At 63.8% G+C, this 14,862-nt stretch carries 21 protein-coding genes; 18 read left to right on the forward strand and 3 right to left on the reverse strand.

Going from position 1 to position 14,862, the window contains the following annotated elements:
• The first annotated feature begins 29 nt into the window (after nucleotides 1-29).
• A complete protein-coding gene (qcrA, locus tag EV141_RS00840) occupies nucleotides 30-1,112 on the forward strand; it encodes a cytochrome bc1 complex Rieske iron-sulfur subunit (RefSeq protein WP_130484089.1) in 1,083 nt (360 codons plus the stop codon).
• Nucleotides 1,109-2,731, forward strand: coding sequence for a cytochrome bc1 complex cytochrome b subunit (gene qcrB / locus EV141_RS00845; RefSeq protein ID WP_130484090.1), 1,623 nt, complete (start codon nucleotides 1,109-1,111; stop codon nucleotides 2,729-2,731). Before qcrA ends, qcrB begins: the two co-directional genes overlap by 4 nt.
• A gap of 108 nt (nucleotides 2,732-2,839) precedes the next feature.
• On the opposite strand, the gene EV141_RS00850 is transcribed toward qcrB, so the two are convergent.
• Nucleotides 2,840-3,241 carry an RDD family protein gene (locus EV141_RS00850; RefSeq protein ID WP_130484091.1) on the reverse strand — a complete coding sequence of 134 codons (402 nt, stop codon included), beginning with the start codon at nucleotides 3,239-3,241 and terminating at the stop codon, nucleotides 2,840-2,842.
• Between the two features lie 82 nt (nucleotides 3,242-3,323).
• On the opposite strand from EV141_RS00850, the gene lipB reads away from it, so the two are divergent.
• The 3 genes from lipB to glnA all read left to right on the forward strand — a co-directional run bounded on the left by lipB (nucleotide 3,324) and on the right by glnA (nucleotide 6,557).
• Nucleotides 3,324-4,031 carry a lipoyl(octanoyl) transferase LipB gene (gene lipB, locus EV141_RS00855; protein ID WP_130484092.1) on the forward strand — a complete coding sequence of 236 codons (708 nt, stop codon included), beginning with the start codon at nucleotides 3,324-3,326 and terminating at the stop codon, nucleotides 4,029-4,031.
• Nucleotides 4,028-5,017: a lipoyl synthase gene (gene lipA, locus EV141_RS00860; protein ID WP_130484093.1), complete on the forward strand. Its 990-nt coding sequence runs from the start codon at nucleotides 4,028-4,030 to the stop codon at nucleotides 5,015-5,017. The genes lipB and lipA overlap by 4 nt, the downstream gene beginning before the upstream one ends.
• Before the next feature lie 115 nt (nucleotides 5,018-5,132).
• Nucleotides 5,133-6,557 (forward strand): type I glutamate--ammonia ligase, encoded by a 1,425-nt coding sequence (glnA, locus tag EV141_RS00865; protein WP_130484094.1) that lies wholly within the window; start codon nucleotides 5,133-5,135, stop codon nucleotides 6,555-6,557.
• An 8-nt stretch (nucleotides 6,558-6,565) separates the two neighbouring features.
• On the opposite strand, the gene EV141_RS00870 is transcribed toward glnA, so the two are convergent.
• The gene (locus EV141_RS00870; RefSeq protein ID WP_130484095.1) at nucleotides 6,566-7,690 is read right to left on the reverse strand and encodes a tyrosine-type recombinase/integrase; all 1,125 of its coding nucleotides are present in this window, start codon (nucleotides 7,688-7,690) and stop codon (nucleotides 6,566-6,568) included.
• Nucleotides 7,683-8,297: a helix-turn-helix transcriptional regulator gene (locus tag EV141_RS00875; RefSeq protein ID WP_141914295.1), complete on the reverse strand. Its 615-nt coding sequence runs from the start codon at nucleotides 8,295-8,297 to the stop codon at nucleotides 7,683-7,685. Before EV141_RS00875 ends, EV141_RS00870 begins: the two co-directional genes overlap by 8 nt.
• Nucleotides 8,298-8,367: 70 nt before the next feature.
• On the opposite strand from EV141_RS00875, the gene EV141_RS00880 reads away from it, so the two are divergent.
• From EV141_RS00880 to EV141_RS00940, 13 genes are all read left to right on the forward strand, one after another.
• A complete protein-coding gene (locus tag EV141_RS00880) occupies nucleotides 8,368-8,565 on the forward strand; it encodes a helix-turn-helix transcriptional regulator (RefSeq protein WP_130484097.1) in 198 nt (65 codons plus the stop codon).
• Nucleotides 8,566-8,633: 68 nt separating this feature from the next.
• The gene (locus EV141_RS00885; protein WP_130484098.1) at nucleotides 8,634-9,449 is read left to right on the forward strand and encodes a hypothetical protein; all 816 of its coding nucleotides are present in this window, start codon (nucleotides 8,634-8,636) and stop codon (nucleotides 9,447-9,449) included.
• Nucleotides 9,449-9,784: a hypothetical protein gene (locus EV141_RS00890; protein ID WP_130484099.1), complete on the forward strand. Its 336-nt coding sequence runs from the start codon at nucleotides 9,449-9,451 to the stop codon at nucleotides 9,782-9,784. The genes EV141_RS00885 and EV141_RS00890 overlap by 1 nt, the downstream gene beginning before the upstream one ends.
• Nucleotides 9,784-10,050, forward strand: coding sequence for a hypothetical protein (locus EV141_RS00895; protein ID WP_130484100.1), 267 nt, complete (start codon nucleotides 9,784-9,786; stop codon nucleotides 10,048-10,050). Before EV141_RS00890 ends, EV141_RS00895 begins: the two co-directional genes overlap by 1 nt.
• A gap of 67 nt (nucleotides 10,051-10,117) precedes the next feature.
• On the forward strand, nucleotides 10,118-10,510 hold the full coding sequence (locus EV141_RS00900; protein WP_130484101.1) for a helix-turn-helix domain-containing protein: 393 nt from the start codon (nucleotides 10,118-10,120) through the stop codon (nucleotides 10,508-10,510).
• Between the two features lie 353 nt (nucleotides 10,511-10,863).
• Entirely contained in the window at nucleotides 10,864-11,196 is a 333-nt protein-coding gene (locus EV141_RS00905; protein WP_130484102.1) for a hypothetical protein, read from the forward strand.
• Nucleotides 11,197-11,370: 174 nt separating this feature from the next.
• Nucleotides 11,371-11,577, forward strand: a complete 207-nt coding sequence (locus EV141_RS00910; protein WP_130484103.1) for a hypothetical protein — start codon at nucleotides 11,371-11,373, stop codon at nucleotides 11,575-11,577.
• A 13-nt stretch (nucleotides 11,578-11,590) separates the two neighbouring features.
• Nucleotides 11,591-11,869 (forward strand): hypothetical protein, encoded by a 279-nt coding sequence (locus EV141_RS00915; RefSeq protein ID WP_130484104.1) that lies wholly within the window; start codon nucleotides 11,591-11,593, stop codon nucleotides 11,867-11,869.
• 11 nt (nucleotides 11,870-11,880) lie between these two features.
• A complete protein-coding gene (locus EV141_RS00920) occupies nucleotides 11,881-12,357 on the forward strand; it encodes a hypothetical protein (RefSeq protein ID WP_130484105.1) in 477 nt (158 codons plus the stop codon).
• A gap of 168 nt (nucleotides 12,358-12,525) precedes the next feature.
• Nucleotides 12,526-13,374, forward strand: coding sequence for a phage major capsid protein (locus EV141_RS00925; protein ID WP_130484106.1), 849 nt, complete (start codon nucleotides 12,526-12,528; stop codon nucleotides 13,372-13,374).
• A gap of 58 nt (nucleotides 13,375-13,432) precedes the next feature.
• The gene (locus tag EV141_RS00930) at nucleotides 13,433-13,927 is read left to right on the forward strand and encodes a hypothetical protein (RefSeq protein WP_130484107.1); all 495 of its coding nucleotides are present in this window, start codon (nucleotides 13,433-13,435) and stop codon (nucleotides 13,925-13,927) included.
• Between the two features lie 88 nt (nucleotides 13,928-14,015).
• Nucleotides 14,016-14,375: a hypothetical protein gene (locus EV141_RS00935; RefSeq protein WP_130484108.1), complete on the forward strand. Its 360-nt coding sequence runs from the start codon at nucleotides 14,016-14,018 to the stop codon at nucleotides 14,373-14,375.
• 2 nt (nucleotides 14,376-14,377) lie between these two features.
• Nucleotides 14,378-14,698, forward strand: coding sequence for a hypothetical protein (locus EV141_RS00940; RefSeq protein ID WP_130484109.1), 321 nt, complete (start codon nucleotides 14,378-14,380; stop codon nucleotides 14,696-14,698).
• Nucleotides 14,699-14,862: the final 164 nt, after the last annotated feature.

Raw genomic sequence — 14,862 nt, forward strand, 5'->3', positions numbered from 1 at the left:
CGCTCTCGCGGGATTAGGAAGGATCGATAATGGCCGACAACCACGACGACCACGACGAGGTCACGTCCCCGTCGAATGAGGTCGCGACGGTCGACGACCACGCAGCGAACGCCCCGGCGACCGCCGTGGTGCGCACGGACCGCGTGCCGAACCCCGGCTTCCCGCCGGAGCGCCCCCGCGTTGCCGACCTTGACCCGAAGAAAGAGAAGCAGGCCGAGCGCACGATTAGCGCGCTGTTCCTCCTCTCGGTCGTCGGCAGTGTTCTCGCGGTGGTGGCGTACTTCGCCTTCCCGATCGACGAGGCCAACCCGGGCTCCGTTCGTCTGAACAACCTGTTCCTCGGCCTCGGTATCACCCTGGCGCTGCTGGGCGTCGGCATCGGTGCCGTTCACTGGTCGAAAGCGCTCATGCACAGCCACGAAGAGGTTGAGCTGCGCCACCCCACGCGGGGTAGCGATGAGGCGCGCACTAAGGCCGTCGAGGTCTTCAGCCAGGCCAACAAGGAGTCGGGCTTCACCCGACGCAGCCTCGTGCGCAACACGCTTATCGGTGCGGTTGCAGCGACGCCCATCCCCGCCGTCGTCATGTTCCGCGACCTCGCACCGCAGGGAGACCCGGTGGCGCTGCTGAAGCAAACGATGTGGGATGAGGGTGTGCGGCTCTGCCGCGACCCCTCCGGCACGCCGATCCGCGCGGCCGATGTCACGATCGGTTCGGCCTTCCACGTGATTCCCGAGGGTCTTGCCGAGCTTGAGTACCACCGCATTGAGGAAAAGGCGAAGGCTGTGGTTCTCCTCATGCGTCTTCCGCTCGAGGACCTCAACGAAGACCCCGAGAAGGCCGACTGGTCCTACGACGGCATCGTCGCCTACTCCAAGATCTGCACGCACGTGGGCTGCCCCGTCGCGTTGTACGAACAGCTGACTCACCATCTGCTGTGCCCCTGCCACCAGTCCCAGTTCGACGTCGCGAACCACGCCGAGGTCATCTTCGGGCCGGCGGCGCGTCCTCTCCCCCAGCTCCCGATCACTGTGGATGACGAGGGTTTCCTGGTCGCCAAGAGCGACTTCTTAGATCCTGTGGGTCCGAGCTTCTGGGAGATCAACCGATGACCACAACTACTCAACAGCCCACCGCGGCGGCCACGCAGGCCGCTCCCGGTCGGGGCATGCGGTTCACCGGGTGGGCCGCGAACTACATCGACGAGCGCACGAGCGCATCGACCGCCGTCAAAACGCTGGGCCGCAAGATCTTCCCGGATCACTGGTCCTTCATGCTCGGCGAGGTCGCGCTGTACAGCTTCATCGTCATCCTGATTTCGGGCACGTTCCTGACCTTCTTCTTCGACCCGTCCATGACGGAGGTCGAGTACGAGGGTTCATACGTTCCGCTGCAGGGCATCCCGATGTCGGTGGCGTACCACACAGCTCTCGACATCTCGTTCGAGGTTCGCGGTGGCCTCCTGATGCGACAGGTGCACCACTGGGCGGCACTGCTGTTTGTGGCCTCGATCGCTCTGCACATGCTGCGCGTGTTCTTCACTGGGGCTTTCCGTAAGCCCCGCGAGCTGAACTGGGTGATCGGCTTCCTGCTCTTCGTCATGGCGATGGCCCTCGGCTTCACGGGCTACTCGCTGCCGGACGACATGCTCTCGGGCAACGGCCTGCGCATCATCGACGGCATGATCAAGGCCGTCCCAGTGGTCGGCGCCTGGATCTCGTTCCTGCTCTTCGGTGACGAGTTCCCCGGCACGCAGATCATCCAGCGCCTGTACATCCTGCACATCATGCTGCTGCCGGCGATCACGATCGCCTTGATCGGCGTGCACATGCTGCTGCTCATCGTGAACAAGCACACGCAGTTCGCGGCTCCGGGCCGCACCAACGACAACGTCGTCGGTGCTCCCGTCATGCCGACGTTCGCGGCGAAGGCGGGTGGCTTCTTCTTCATCGTCTTCGGCACGATCGTCCTGATTGCGTCGCTGTTCACGATCAACCCCATCTGGAACTACGGCCCGTACGACCCCTCCCCCGTGTCTGCCGGTACACAGCCTGACTGGTACATCGGGTTCGCTGACGGCGCCCTGCGCCTCATGCCGCCGAACCTCGACTGGGTGATCTTCGGGTACACGCTGCCCATGGGTGTGTTGATTCCGACCGTCGTCCTGGTCTTGTTCCTCGCAGCGATCGCGGTCTACCCGTTCCTTGAGGCGTGGGTGACCGGTGACAAGCGCGAGCACCACATTGCCGAGCGTCCCCGTAACGCCCCGGTGCGTACCGGTATCGGTGCGGCGGCCATCGTGTTCTACTGCGGCATGTGGGCGGCGGCAAGCTCCGACCTGATCGCGACGCACTTCCGCCTGACTCTCGAAGGTGTCATCCACGCCCTCCAGTTCGTCACGGTGGTGGGCCCGTTCATCGCCTTCTGGATCACCAAGCGTGTCTGCCTCGCTCTCCAGCGCAAGGACCGCGAGATGGCCCTCCACGGTTTCGAGACCGGCCGCATCGTGCGCCTGCCCGGCGGCGAGTACATCGAGGTCCACGAGCAGCTCGACGACTACGAGCGTTGGAAGCTCGTGGCACACGACGAGTACCAGCCGCTCATGATCCGTCCCGACGCCAACGGCCGCATCACGGCCCGCCAGCGCGTTCGTGCCGGACTCTCGCGCTGGTTCTTCGAGGACCGCGTCGCCCCGGTGACGCAGCGCGAGCTGGAAGAGCAGAAGCACTAACGCTCGAGCACACGGCGAAGGCCCCGTCTCCCTCTCTCGAGGAGACGGGGCCTTTCCCGTTGTGGCGATGGACTGGAGAGGCGTCGCGCGGTGGAGGTCCGTGGGCTGCTACTTGACCAGCAAGACAGTGCCGGCAGCGCGGTCATGGAGTCCGCGATTGTTGACGTCCCAGAAGACGGCCGGCAACACGAGCGCGAGGAGCGCGGTGCGGAGCAGGGGGCGCCAGATACCGATGCGTCCGCCAGCCATCGGAACCACGTGCATCCCGAGAATAAGGTGACCAGGGCTCCCGCCCAAGAGGATCGTCGAGACCGCGTGCAGGCCTGCAAACACCGCGAGGGTCGCGAGCGGCTCGTAGTTGAAGAACGCGGCGGAGATCACCACGCTGAAGCCCCAGTCGATCGCGATGCCGCCGATGCGCCGGCCAATGCGAGCGATCGAGCGCGGCCCCGATTCGGGCAATCCCAGCCGCTGGCCGGGCCAGTCGGGTAGTTCACTGTCAGGTGTCACGTCGAAAGTCTAGGAGGGCGTCGCCGAGCACCAGCCGGTGGGCCTGAGAGCATCGCTCACGAGCGGGGCGTACACTCGCGGTGTGATCGACTACGTCGACACGGGGCTAAGCGCCAACTCCGTGCCGTACTTGTCGGGTCTCGACCAGCAACGTGCTCTGCACGCGGCGGTCGTCGAGGGCCGGGCGCATGATTCTGTCTTGCTGTTGGAACACGAGAGCGTGTACACCGCGGGCAAGCGCACCGAGCCGCACGAGCGGCCCACTGACGGCACCCCCGTCGTCGACGTCGACCGTGGGGGCAAGATCACGTGGCATGGCCCCGGCCAATTGGTGGGCTACCCCATCCTGCGGCTGGCCGAGCCCGTCGACGTCGTCGGCTACGTGCGTCGCCTTGAGGGGATGCTCATCGCCGTTCTCGAGGATCTCGGGCTGGGCGGCGCTGGTCGCGTTCCCGGTCGCAGCGGCGTGTGGCTGCGCGGCACCGACAAGATCGCGGCGATCGGCATTCGCGTCGCGTCCGGGGTAACCATGCACGGTTTCTCGCTCAACTGCTCGAACACGTTCGACGCCTACGACCGCATCATCGCCTGCGGACTTGCCGACGCCGGGGTCACGTCGATCAGTCGTGAGCTCGGACGCACCGTCACTCCCGAGGACGCGGCGCACGGGGTGCGCAACCGCTTCGAGGAGGAGGTGTACGCGCACGTTGCCCGCGGCGCATTCTCCTCCGCCGCCTCGCCGTCCTCCCCCATTCTTGTTCCCGCCACCCCCTCAGGAGTTCTCTCATGACCGCACCCGTCGATGGCCGCAAGATGCTGCGCCTGGAGGTGCGCAACGCGCAGACTCCGATCGAAAAGAAGCCCGAGTGGATCAAGACACGGGCGAAGATGGGCCCTGAGTTCAGCGCACTGCGCTCGCTCGTTGGCGACAAGCAGTTGCACACGGTCTGCCAGGAGGCCGGCTGCCCCAACATTTACGAGTGCTGGGAGGACCGCGAAGCGACCTTCCTGATCGGCGGCAGCCAGTGCACGCGGCGCTGCGACTTCTGTCAGATCGACACCGGCAAGCCCGCCGACTACGACACGGATGAGCCGCGCCGCGTCGCCGAGAGCGTGCGCGAGATGAACCTGCGCTACGCCACGGTCACCGGCGTCGCGCGCGACGATCTGCCCGACGAAGGCGCCTGGCTGCACGCCGAAACCGTCCGGCAGATTCACGAGCTGAACCCCGGGACGGGCGTCGAGATCCTCGCGACCGACTTCAGCGGCAACCCCGAGCTCCTCCGCGTCGTGTTCGAGTCCCGCCCCGAGGTGTTTGCCCACAACGTCGAGACGGTGCCGCGCATCTTCAAGCGCATTCGCCCGGCCTTCCGTTACGAGCGCTCGCTCGACGTCATCACGCAGGCCCGCGACTTCGGCCTCATCACGAAGTCGAATCTGATACTCGGCATGGGCGAGACGCGGGAGGAGATCAGCCAGGCGCTGCGCGACCTGCACGACGCCGGCACCGACATCGTCACCATTACCCAGTACCTGCGCCCCACGCCGCGTCACCACCCGATCGACCGCTGGGTGAAGCCCGAAGAGTTCGTCGAACTGAAGGCCGAGGCCGAAGAGATCGGCTTCCTCGGCGTGCTCGCCGGCCCGCTCGTGCGATCGAGCTACCGCGCTGGCCGCCTGTGGGCGCAGTCGATGGTGGCGAAGGGGCGGCCGATCCCCGAGCACCTGCGTCAACTTGCCGACAGCGCTGCCGGATTTGCGCAGGCGGTCAGCTAGACCCCGTAACATCCCCGAAACACTTGGGACACTGTGGGGAAACCGCACCCCCGTACCGTGAAGCACGGTCGCAGACGCGCCCGCCAACCCGGATTCAGTTCAGGAGACCATTTCCATGTTCCGTGACTCGTCCGAGGTGCTGAAGTTCATCAAGGAGACGGACGTCAAGTTCCTTGACATCCGTTTCACCGACCTGCTCGGTGTGCAGCAGCACTTCAACATTCCCGCCTCGACTGTCGATGAAGAGTTCTTCACGGTCGGCCAGCTCTTCGACGGCTCCTCGATCCGCGGATTCCAGTCGATCCACGAGTCGGATCTGCAGCTGATCCCCGACGTGTCGACCGCGTACGTCGACCCCTTCCGCACCGAGCGCACGCTCATCATGGTGTTTGACATCTACAACCCGCGCAACGGCGAGATCTACACCCGCGACCCGCGCCAGGTGGCCAAGAAGGCCGAGAAGTACCTCGCCTCGACCGGCATCGCCGACACCGCCTTCTTCGCGCCCGAGGCCGAGTTCTACATCTTCGACGATGTGCGCTACGAGGTGAGCCAGGGCAAGAGCTTCTACCAGGTCGACTCCGACGAGGCCGCCTGGAACACGGGCCGCGAAGAGGCCGGCGGTAACCTCGCCAACAAGACCCCCTTCAAGGGCGGCTACTTCCCCGTCAGCCCGGTCGACAAGCACGCTGACCTGCGCGACGACATCGTCATGAAGCTCACCGAGGTGGGCCTGCAGGTCGAGCGCAGCCACCACGAGGTCGGCACCGCCGGCCAGGGCGAGATCAACTACCGCTTCGACACGATGGTGCACGCGGCCGACGACATCCTGAAGTTCAAGTACATCGTCAAGAACACCGCCCTCGAGTGGGGCAAGGTCGCCACCTTCATGCCGAAGCCACTCTTCGGCGACAACGGCTCGGGCATGCACGTGCACCAGTCGCTGTGGAACGACGGCAAGCCGCTGTTCTACGACGAGGCTGGCTACGGCGGGCTCAGCGACATCGCGCGCTGGTACATCGGCGGTCTGTTGAAGCACGCCCCCGCGGTGCTCGCCTTCACGAACCCGTCGCTCAACTCGTACCACCGTCTGGTGAAGGGCTTCGAGGCTCCGGTCAACCTGGTCTACTCGGCCGGTAACCGCTCGGCTGCCATCCGCATCCCGATCACGGGCACCAACCCGAAGGCCAAGCGCATCGAGTTCCGTGCGCCCGACGCCTCGGGCAACCCCTACCTCGCGTTCGCGGCGCAGATGATGGCGGGCCTTGACGGCATCCTGAACAAAATCGAGCCGCACGAGCCCGTCGACAAGGACCTCTACGAGCTTCCCCCGGAGGAGGCCAAGGGCATCCCGCAGGTTCCCGGTTCGCTTGAGGAGGCGCTTGTCGCTCTCGAGAACGACCACGAGTTCCTGCTCGCCGGCGGTGTCTTCACGAAGGACCTCATCGAGGCCTGGGTCGCCTACAAGCGCGAGAAGGAGATCCTTCCCGCCGCGCAGCGCCCGCACCCGTTCGAGTACGAGCTGTACTTCTCGGTGTAGCGGAAACGCTAGGAACTAGCGGGTTTAGTCCGCACAGAGTCCGCACGAGTTGCCGACCGGCCCTTGAAAACGGCCGCGACCGCAGCTCGTGCGGACTCGTCTTTGTCTGGCCAGATATGCCCGTACGTGTCGAGCGTCGTCTTCGCGGACGCGTGACGGAGCCGCGTCTGCACGACCTTCACGTCGAGCCCTGACGAGATCAGAAGGCTCGCGAAGTAATGCCTCAAGTCATGGATGCGGAAGCCCTCAGGAAGCCCCTGAACGGTTTCCCTGGCCTTCTTGAACCCAACCTCGACGGTGGTCGGCGTGACCGGCCTGCCGTACGCCCCGACGACGAGATGGTCACTCCCCCAAGCGGCAGGAACCTTGCTCAGCTCGAGCGCTAGTTCCTGTGGAATCGGTATCGGCGTCTTCGACATCTCGGTCTTCAGATCGACGCCTGGATACTGCCGAACCGGGGTAATGATGCCCCGCATGAAGTCAACGTCGTCGACGGTCAGCGCGACCATCTCGCCGATGCGTAAGCCCGCGAACGCGCCGAGCAGCACGACGGGCTTGTAATGGTCGGGAAGCGCGTCGTGAAGCGCCCAGACCTGTTCTGTCGTCGCCACGTACGGGCGTTGTTTCGGTGCTGGCGGGGAAGTACGTCGCGACACCGGCGAACGGGGCAGTAGACCGTCATGCACGGCGTCTGAGAACAACTGACCGAGACGCCTGTGGAGTGCGTACACGGTCGACGGTGCATATCGGACCTGTAGCGACCCGACCCACGTTTTCACTTCGCTGGCGCGCACGTCACGCAGCGCGCGATCACCAAAGGTTTCGTTGATGACGCGAAGATGCACTTCGGCCTGACGGACGGTGCTGAGCCGGTTCACCGAGTAAGCCCGCAGCCACGTCTTCGACCACTCCCCCACGGTGACGCGGGAATGTCGGTGGTCTATGTAAGTGCCCGCCGCGATCGCCGCGGTGATCTCATCGAGCCATTCCTGAGCTGAGTCACCCGGCCGGCGATGCGGCAGACCCTTCCGGTCTGGGTCGCGGTACTTGAAATGACGCGCGTGCTCCTTGCCTGCCGGGTCGCGATACCGAGCCCGCCAGGTGCCATCAGGGCGGCGCTGGATACTAGCCATCGTCTTCGCTCTTTGCAGTCGCAGGCAGGCGGCGGCCAGCTTCGATCGCCTCGATTTTTGCGATTGAAGCGCGCAAGTCTTCTCTTGCCTCGAGAATCGCGGCACGAAGAAGGCGATCGCGATCGTCGTGCGTGGTGTCACCGGTAAACCAGTCAAGGGCGGCTTCGGGTGATGTAGTGAAACCGGGTGAGATGGTCACGCCGCGGCCTTGATCGTATGCAGACGACGACGTCGGGAACAGAAGTTCAACGGGCGGCACCTCAAGCGCAGCGGCAAACGCAAACACTTCGGTGATCGTGATCGTGGCGCGCTTTTTCTTCCCCAACATCCCGTTTAGGGAACTGACGCTGAGCGGCCATCCTGCCGTTGACATTCGCGCTGCAAGTTGAGCGGCCGTGTAGCCCTTGCGGTTCTTGACGGCCTTCACGTTTTCGAGCACGAACTTCGCGAATGCGCGCTCGTGGCGCTCCCAGTCGTCAAGCCGGCGACGTTGTTCGATCTCGGCATCCGTCATTCGGATATCGCGGCCCGGTTCAAAAGTAGTCACCACGTGAGCATATCGCGCCAACAGTGCGCCGCGCTTGACAATCTCCGCCGACAAGGTCATTCTGTAATCACGCCTTGATGATTCGGGGCGGAAAGTACTCACCAAATGACCATTTACGGAAGGCACAGCGATGAGCAACAGCGACTTCGAGCTCTGCACACTTCCCGAAACCGCAGAACGTCTGCGGAAGACGGAAGCGCAACTGCGCTGGATGATCCACACCGGCACCGCGCCGAAGTCCGCCCTCATCGGCGGACGCCGGATGTTCAGAGTGCGCGACATCAACGCGTTCATAGCGGCCGCGTTCGATGACGCGCAAAGCGCATGACCCCGCAAAAGAGAAATGCCCCCACCGTTGCAGCGGTGGAGGCGAACCCCAACAAAGGAGCTAGAACAATGTCCAACACCATTTTCGCACGACCCGAGACGTTTGGCGATGTCCGCCAGACGCTCGCCGAGATCGACCGGCTCGAGAAGGACCAGTACACGGTGCTCGACCCCGGTCACCCGGTCTACCTGGAGCCTGTCGACATCTGGGTTCGTCCCGCGTCCGACTTCACCGACCCCGACAGTGTTCGCGCCGAGATCGGTTCGGACTTCGCGGTCAGCCGCTTCGTCGAGCTGTGGCACATCGAAACGGGGAAGTACACGCCCTTCTCGTCGGTGCCTGACGGTTACGTCGCCTCGCACCTGGAAGCGTTGCCGGTCGCGCAGCGCAACAACTGGATGCACCCCAACGCGGTGACCCGAATCGGCGACTACTTGATGGTCGGTCTGGGTCAGTGGTACTGCGTCGGCGAGCGCGTGCTGGACGGTGAGCCCGCGTTTGAGTTCGTGAGCCCTGCCGAGATGCTTCGCCGCGACGAGGTCGAGAAGCAGCAGTACCTTCCTGCCGCGCTGAAGCACAAGCCGTCGTGGGCGACGAAGACCCAGATCAGTGAAGTGCTGGCCGACAGCGTCGAGGTGTTCTACGAGTCGGCGCAGTTCGTGGAGTCCGAACGTAACTGCAGGGAGTCGGCGACGTTGTCGCAGCGCGCGCTGTTCAGCAAGCAGGGCGAACTGATCGAGATGGGCCCCATCGCGCCTTTCCTGACCGCTCCCGAGATCTACCTCGACACGGACCACGTGGCCCCTCGTGACATCCGTAACTTCGCGCACGCGCTGTACCGCATGGCCGTCGTGCTCGAGGACGCACTCGAGGAGGCGAACTGATGCTGAAGCCCACTGAAGACGGCGTCGAGATTCTCAAGTTCTACGACCGTGACGGCGTCGAGATCGAAGACGACCAGGGCATGGAACAGACCGACATGCTCGAGATGCAAATCAGCTTCTACGGCTCTAAGCCCGTGACCGCAATGCACATGACTCGCGGGCAGTTGGAAATGGTGTCGGCCTGGTTCAACTTCCTTGGCGCGCACAGCATGTTCCAGGGCGAGGCTGTGGCCGCGCTCGCGGACGAGAAGTTCGGCCTCCCGAAAGGCACGACGTTCCGCAAGGCGATGAGCGGCAACACGACCAATCTCACGGTAGTCGGGGAGGCGGAGTGATGAGCAACGAGAACGAACTGAGGCAGCGATTCGCGTCATACCTGGAGAAGTCAGCCTTTGCCGCAGGTGGCGAAGGCCCGTTCCGCACCGCTTTCGGCGAAGAAAAGCTTCTCTCCGACTGGAGCGCGGATGACATCAGAAGTCTGGTGGAAGCCCGCTTCGCCACTGCGTACGAAGACCTTGAGATCGCGCGCTCGATGCAGGTTGTTGCGCAAGAACTCATTCGTCATTTGGGCGATTCCCGGCCGCATCTGAAGGCCATTTGATGCCGCGCCGGCCGCTCGTGGACCTACCCAGCCGCGGGCGGTCGGCGTCTTCCGAAAGGAGGCACGCGTGAGCCTTTCAGCACGCAACTGGGCATGGGACATCCATTGGCGGTGGCGTCTTCCTAGCGACCCGCCTGCCAAGCCGAACGAAGACCCGAAGATGATGCCGCTGCACCCTGGCGAGAAGTTGACGTTGCTCTGCATCGCCGAGCACGAGAACCCGGTCGAGGGATGCGCCTACCCGAGTTATCAGCGCATCTCAGATCAGACCGGCCTCAACGTGCGCACCGTGCAGCGCCATGTGAAGACGTTGGCGGCGGTCAAAGCGTTCCGTATCGAGCGGCAACGACGGGCAGGCGGGCAGTGGTACTCGCACCTCTACTACTTCGACAACATCCCCGACGAGTACCGCGAGAAGGACAAGGCATGGATGGGTCAACAGGAAGGGTTCGCAGCATGAACAGCCACCGGACACCATGTCTAGTAGTGAGGCCCAAAAAGGGCACTACCGGACATCAGACCGATACCAAAACGCTGACCACCGGACATGGTGTCGCGACCACAGGACATGACGTACGTCACCACCGGACATCGTGTGCACAGGGGTATCGGTCTCATGTCCTACTAACAGTTAGTACCAACAGTTATTCAAATCAGTTATCACTATCAGCCTCCCGTTTCTGCCGAAACGCGAGGGCGAATGAAGTGAACGCCGGTGTCTCATGAAGACAGAGATCACCGAAGCCCGCTGCGACGCCCATATCGGCGACCTGTTCCCTCCCCGTTGTTTCGACTGCGAGAAGGAGCAGGCAGATGACGAGTAGTGAAGTGATCGTTCGTGAGTTGGCTGATATTCGTCGGGCGTTGCCGAAGCTCACCGAGGAAATCGCCGCGGCTGAGGAACGTCTAGCGAAAGCCACCCGGCATCTCGAGGAAGCGAAGGCTCGCGCGTTCCTTGATTCTCAGGGCGCGGTGAAGGTCAGGGAGATGCAGACCGTCATGGCGACCTCCCTCGTCGCCGCAGCTCGCGACGATGCCGCCGCCGTGCTCCGCTATTTGAAGATGCGGCGCTCCGACTTGGAGACCCTGCAGTCGTCGCTTCAGACGACCGCGAAGCTGCTGGAGGTGCATCATGCCGCGTCGTAACAGCCGCGTGCCGACGCGAATCGCGCGACCGCAGCACGAAGCCGTTGAACGGCTCCAGTACATGCTCCGCGCCGAGTGGCGGCAATGGGAACGCATTGTCGAGGAACGCGAAACCCGTCGCCGTTTGGAACGTCTCGAGCGGTCTCTCGTCGGCTCGCGAGGAGGTGGTCGGCGGTGAACTACGACATCAAGTTCAAACGCATTCTTGGCGTCGCGTCATTCGAACCGCGCGTGCTCGCGATCGTCGACGACTACCGAGTCACATGGAAGCCGTCCCCTTCGTGGCGATGCGACTGCGGCGACCACCAACCAGGCAAGCCGTGCGGTCACGTCGCCGCGGTCCGCGCCCTCGTACACCCCGACGTGACCGACTTCGACTAGGAAGGCCCAACCCATGACGAACGACCCTGAGAACGGCAAGCAGCGCGCCGCAGACGCCCACGAAACAGCTTTCGCGGTCATCGAGATCGCGGCGGCGGACGGTGACGTGATCGCAGCGATCGACACGTTGACAGGTGGTGACCCGCAACGGGTTCACGACCTCGCCACGGCGCTGACGTATCACGCTGCGTCGGCGCTGCTTCAAATCGTGAACCACGACCACGAATCGCTGAAGACCCTCATCGCGGACTCGCGAACCATCCAAAGACACAAAGCAGAACTTGACGACTGAAAGGAACCACCATGACCACCGAAACGACTGATACCCCGGAACCCACCATCGACGACACCGTCGAGCAGCCCGTCACCGAGCAGGTTGACGGACAGCCCGACGAGCAGGTCGATGACACGGGCGACCCTCAACTCAAGAAGGTTCGCAGCGAAGCCGCCAAATACCGGACGCAGCTCCGCGAAGCCGAAACCGCCCGCGACCAACTCGCCGCCCAGATCGACGGCCTCAGGAAGCAGGTCATCGAGAGTCAGGTCACCGCAGCCGGCCTGAAACCTGCCGCCCTGTGGTCAACGACTGAACTCGGTGACCTTCTCGCCGAAGACGGCACCGTCGACCCGGAACGGGTAGACGCGGCGATCAAGCAGGCCCGGGACGATCTCGGCATCTCCCGATTCAGCGGCGGCGCAGACCAGGGCGCACGCAGCAACGGCCAGCCGTCAGGCGCAGCGTCATGGGCTGACCTGCTCCGCAGTCAGGGCGGAAATTAGCTCACCGAATGTCGGCGCGGCCGGGTATCCTAGAAGGTGACGGATATCCGGCCAGGTGCCAGCCCCGTCACCCAGTGAGCCCCAGGTGGGCAATCCCGTAAGACAGCGTCTTCCGGTTCGACTAATCCCACCTTCAGCGCCAAGCCGCTGCTCACGAAAGGCCTCATCATGGCATCCAGCACCACCACCTTCGCTTCCGCTTTCCTCCCTTCCGACTACGGTCAGCTCCTCATCGCCACGGCGTCACGCATGTCCGTCGCGATGCAGGCGACCACCGTCGTGAACACCGACGGGAACGACTTCCGCATCCCCATCGTCACCGCCGAGCCTGCCGCCGGTTGGTACGGCGAGAACGCTGAAATCAGCCTCACCGACCCGACCACGGCTGAGGAAGTCGTCACCCCGAAAAAGGTCGCCGCGCTTCACAAGATGTCGAACGAACTCGCGGCCGACTCGAGCCCGCAGGCCGCGCAGGTAGTCGGGAACGCGCTGGCACGGTCGATCGCGAACAGCATCGACACGGCATTCTTCGGCAACGCTCCCGGCACCGGCGACATCCCGAAGGGTCTGGGCGCGATTCTCGACGCCGACGTCACCGTCGTTGACGCGGGAGCCGCGTGGACCAACGTGGACCCGTTCATCGAAGCGGCCTACAAGATCGAAGCGGTCGGCGGCAACCTCACCACGTTCATCGCGAACCCTGCCGACGCCGAAATCCTCGCCAAGCTGAAGCGCGACGCGACGAGCAACGAGCCGCTACTCGCCGCAGACGCCACGTCGCCGACCTCGCGCCTGCTTTCCGGTGTGCGCCTGCTCACGAGCAACTTCGCACCCGTGGGCACCGTGTACGGCCTCGACAGCAGCCGCACCTTCACCGTCGTCCGTAACGGCGTCAGCGTCGAACTCGACCGCAGCGTGTTCTTCAGCTCGTACTCGGTCGCAGCTCGCGCCGTCGCACGAGTCGCGTTCGGGTTCCCCCACGCGAAGACCATCGCCCGCGTCGAACTGACCGTGTAACAACACGATCGGGGGTCGCGGGTTCACGCTCGCGACCCCCATTCCCATCGGAGACACCATGCGCATCGCAGACGTAAAGAGCGAGATGACCACCAACGTCGCGTTGGTCTACGCCCAATACCTCGACGCCTGCCGCATCGTCACCGCATGGGCCGACTGGAACGAAACCCAACAGTCACCCGAAATGCGAGACGGCCGCGACCACTGGGTCACCCAGTTCAACCGCATCGGCCCCTTCCTCGCCAACGCACCCGGAGACGGCACCATCACCCTCGTGCCGCACCCAAACCCTCACCCGCCCGCCCTGTACCGGGGAGCGACGCCAGACCGTGCAGACGGCCTCAGTTGGACCTCAGACCTCGAGGTAGCCCGCACCTATGCCCAGTGGCGCGGCACCACCAACGTGTACACCTGCCAGCCCGCATACGTCTACGGCGCAATCACATGGGGACCCGACGGCGGACTCGGCCGGGCCTACGTCGAGTGGGTAGTCGAACCCGTCAACATCCGACCACTGGCCGACACCCCAAACACCCCGGGGGGAGAGCCTTGAGCGCCCACGCGACGGAACGCGCCGAGGAGTGGAAAAACAAGTCGGAGCTTCCCGAATGGCCAGTTCCGGCACGAGGAAGGACAGAGAGATGACTGATATTCCGCAGGGCCTCAATGCTAGGGGTTCGATTTTTTGGGAGGAGATACACGATGATCTTGAGTTCGATGCGCGGGATGCGGCGATCGTTCTCGAGGCGTGCCGAGTGTTGGACGTGATCGACGAGTTGACTGCTGCTGTTGATCGTGACGGCGTTATGACGGTGGGGTCGACGGGTCAGCCTGTGGTGCATCCCGGTGTTGCTGAGATTCGGATGCAGCAGGCGACGTTCGCCCGGTTGATGGGTTCGCTGAAGTTGCCTGACGATGATGCGGCTAATGATCGGTTCCGTCATGAGCGTGCGAAGGCTGGCGCGGCTGCACGGTGGTATGGCCCGAAGGCGGTGGGTTGATCGTGGCGGTGAGGAAGAAGCAGCGTCAGCAGATGGTGGGCGATATTCCTGCCGAGTTGTTCTCGGAAGAACATGCAGTGTGGCAGTCGGAGGAGGCGACGAGGGCATGGCTCGCGGCCTGGCAGATCGATACTCGGACGATGCGGCTGCACATTGGCCCGGCGAATCGTTACGCCGATTGTTTGGATGGGTGGGCGCGTGCGAATGGGTACACGGTGCAGTTCGCGAATGGGTGCCAGACCGTCAACTATGTGCGTCTGCATGATGCGGGTGTGCCGTATCCGAAGCGGTGCGCGATTGACGAGCTGCTGGGCACGCTCTAGTCCGCAAAAAGTCCGCAAGAGATACAGAAACCCCCCGTTTGACCCAATCCCTGCCAACGCTTAGAGCCCAGTGTTTACGCGGAATCTAGGCACCACCAACAACACCCAACACCCCGGGAATAGTACGAGCTGTACTTCTCGGTCTAAGCGCCTCTCGAAACACC

This window comes from Microcella putealis, assembly GCF_004216575.1.
Taxonomy (GTDB): Bacteria; Actinomycetota; Actinomycetes; order Actinomycetales; family Microbacteriaceae; genus Microcella; species Microcella putealis.

Excerpts from the sequence above, each read along its gene's own strand:
- qcrA (WP_130484089.1), top strand. The coding sequence starts at position 30 with ATGGCCGACAACCACGACGACCACGACGAGGTCACGTCCCCGTCGAAT.
- qcrB (WP_130484090.1), top strand. The coding sequence starts at position 1,109 with ATGACCACAACTACTCAACAGCCCACCGCGGCGGCCACGCAGGCCGCT.
- lipA (WP_130484093.1), top strand. The coding sequence starts at position 4,028 with ATGACCGCACCCGTCGATGGCCGCAAGATGCTGCGCCTGGAGGTGCGC.
- glnA (WP_130484094.1), top strand. The coding sequence starts at position 5,133 with ATGTTCCGTGACTCGTCCGAGGTGCTGAAGTTCATCAAGGAGACGGAC.
- EV141_RS00870 (WP_130484095.1), bottom strand. The coding sequence starts at position 7,690 with ATGGCTAGTATCCAGCGCCGCCCTGATGGCACCTGGCGGGCTCGGTAT.
- EV141_RS00875 (WP_141914295.1), bottom strand. The coding sequence starts at position 8,297 with ATGACCTTGTCGGCGGAGATTGTCAAGCGCGGCGCACTGTTGGCGCGA.
- EV141_RS00880 (WP_130484097.1), top strand. The coding sequence starts at position 8,368 with ATGAGCAACAGCGACTTCGAGCTCTGCACACTTCCCGAAACCGCAGAA.
- EV141_RS00885 (WP_130484098.1), top strand. The coding sequence starts at position 8,634 with ATGTCCAACACCATTTTCGCACGACCCGAGACGTTTGGCGATGTCCGC.
- EV141_RS00890 (WP_130484099.1), top strand. The coding sequence starts at position 9,449 with ATGCTGAAGCCCACTGAAGACGGCGTCGAGATTCTCAAGTTCTACGAC.
- EV141_RS00895 (WP_130484100.1), top strand. The coding sequence starts at position 9,784 with ATGAGCAACGAGAACGAACTGAGGCAGCGATTCGCGTCATACCTGGAG.
- EV141_RS00905 (WP_130484102.1), top strand. The coding sequence starts at position 10,864 with ATGACGAGTAGTGAAGTGATCGTTCGTGAGTTGGCTGATATTCGTCGG.
- EV141_RS00915 (WP_130484104.1), top strand. The coding sequence starts at position 11,591 with ATGACGAACGACCCTGAGAACGGCAAGCAGCGCGCCGCAGACGCCCAC.
- EV141_RS00920 (WP_130484105.1), top strand. The coding sequence starts at position 11,881 with ATGACCACCGAAACGACTGATACCCCGGAACCCACCATCGACGACACC.
- EV141_RS00925 (WP_130484106.1), top strand. The coding sequence starts at position 12,526 with ATGGCATCCAGCACCACCACCTTCGCTTCCGCTTTCCTCCCTTCCGAC.
- EV141_RS00930 (WP_130484107.1), top strand. The coding sequence starts at position 13,433 with ATGCGCATCGCAGACGTAAAGAGCGAGATGACCACCAACGTCGCGTTG.
- EV141_RS00935 (WP_130484108.1), top strand. The coding sequence starts at position 14,016 with ATGACTGATATTCCGCAGGGCCTCAATGCTAGGGGTTCGATTTTTTGG.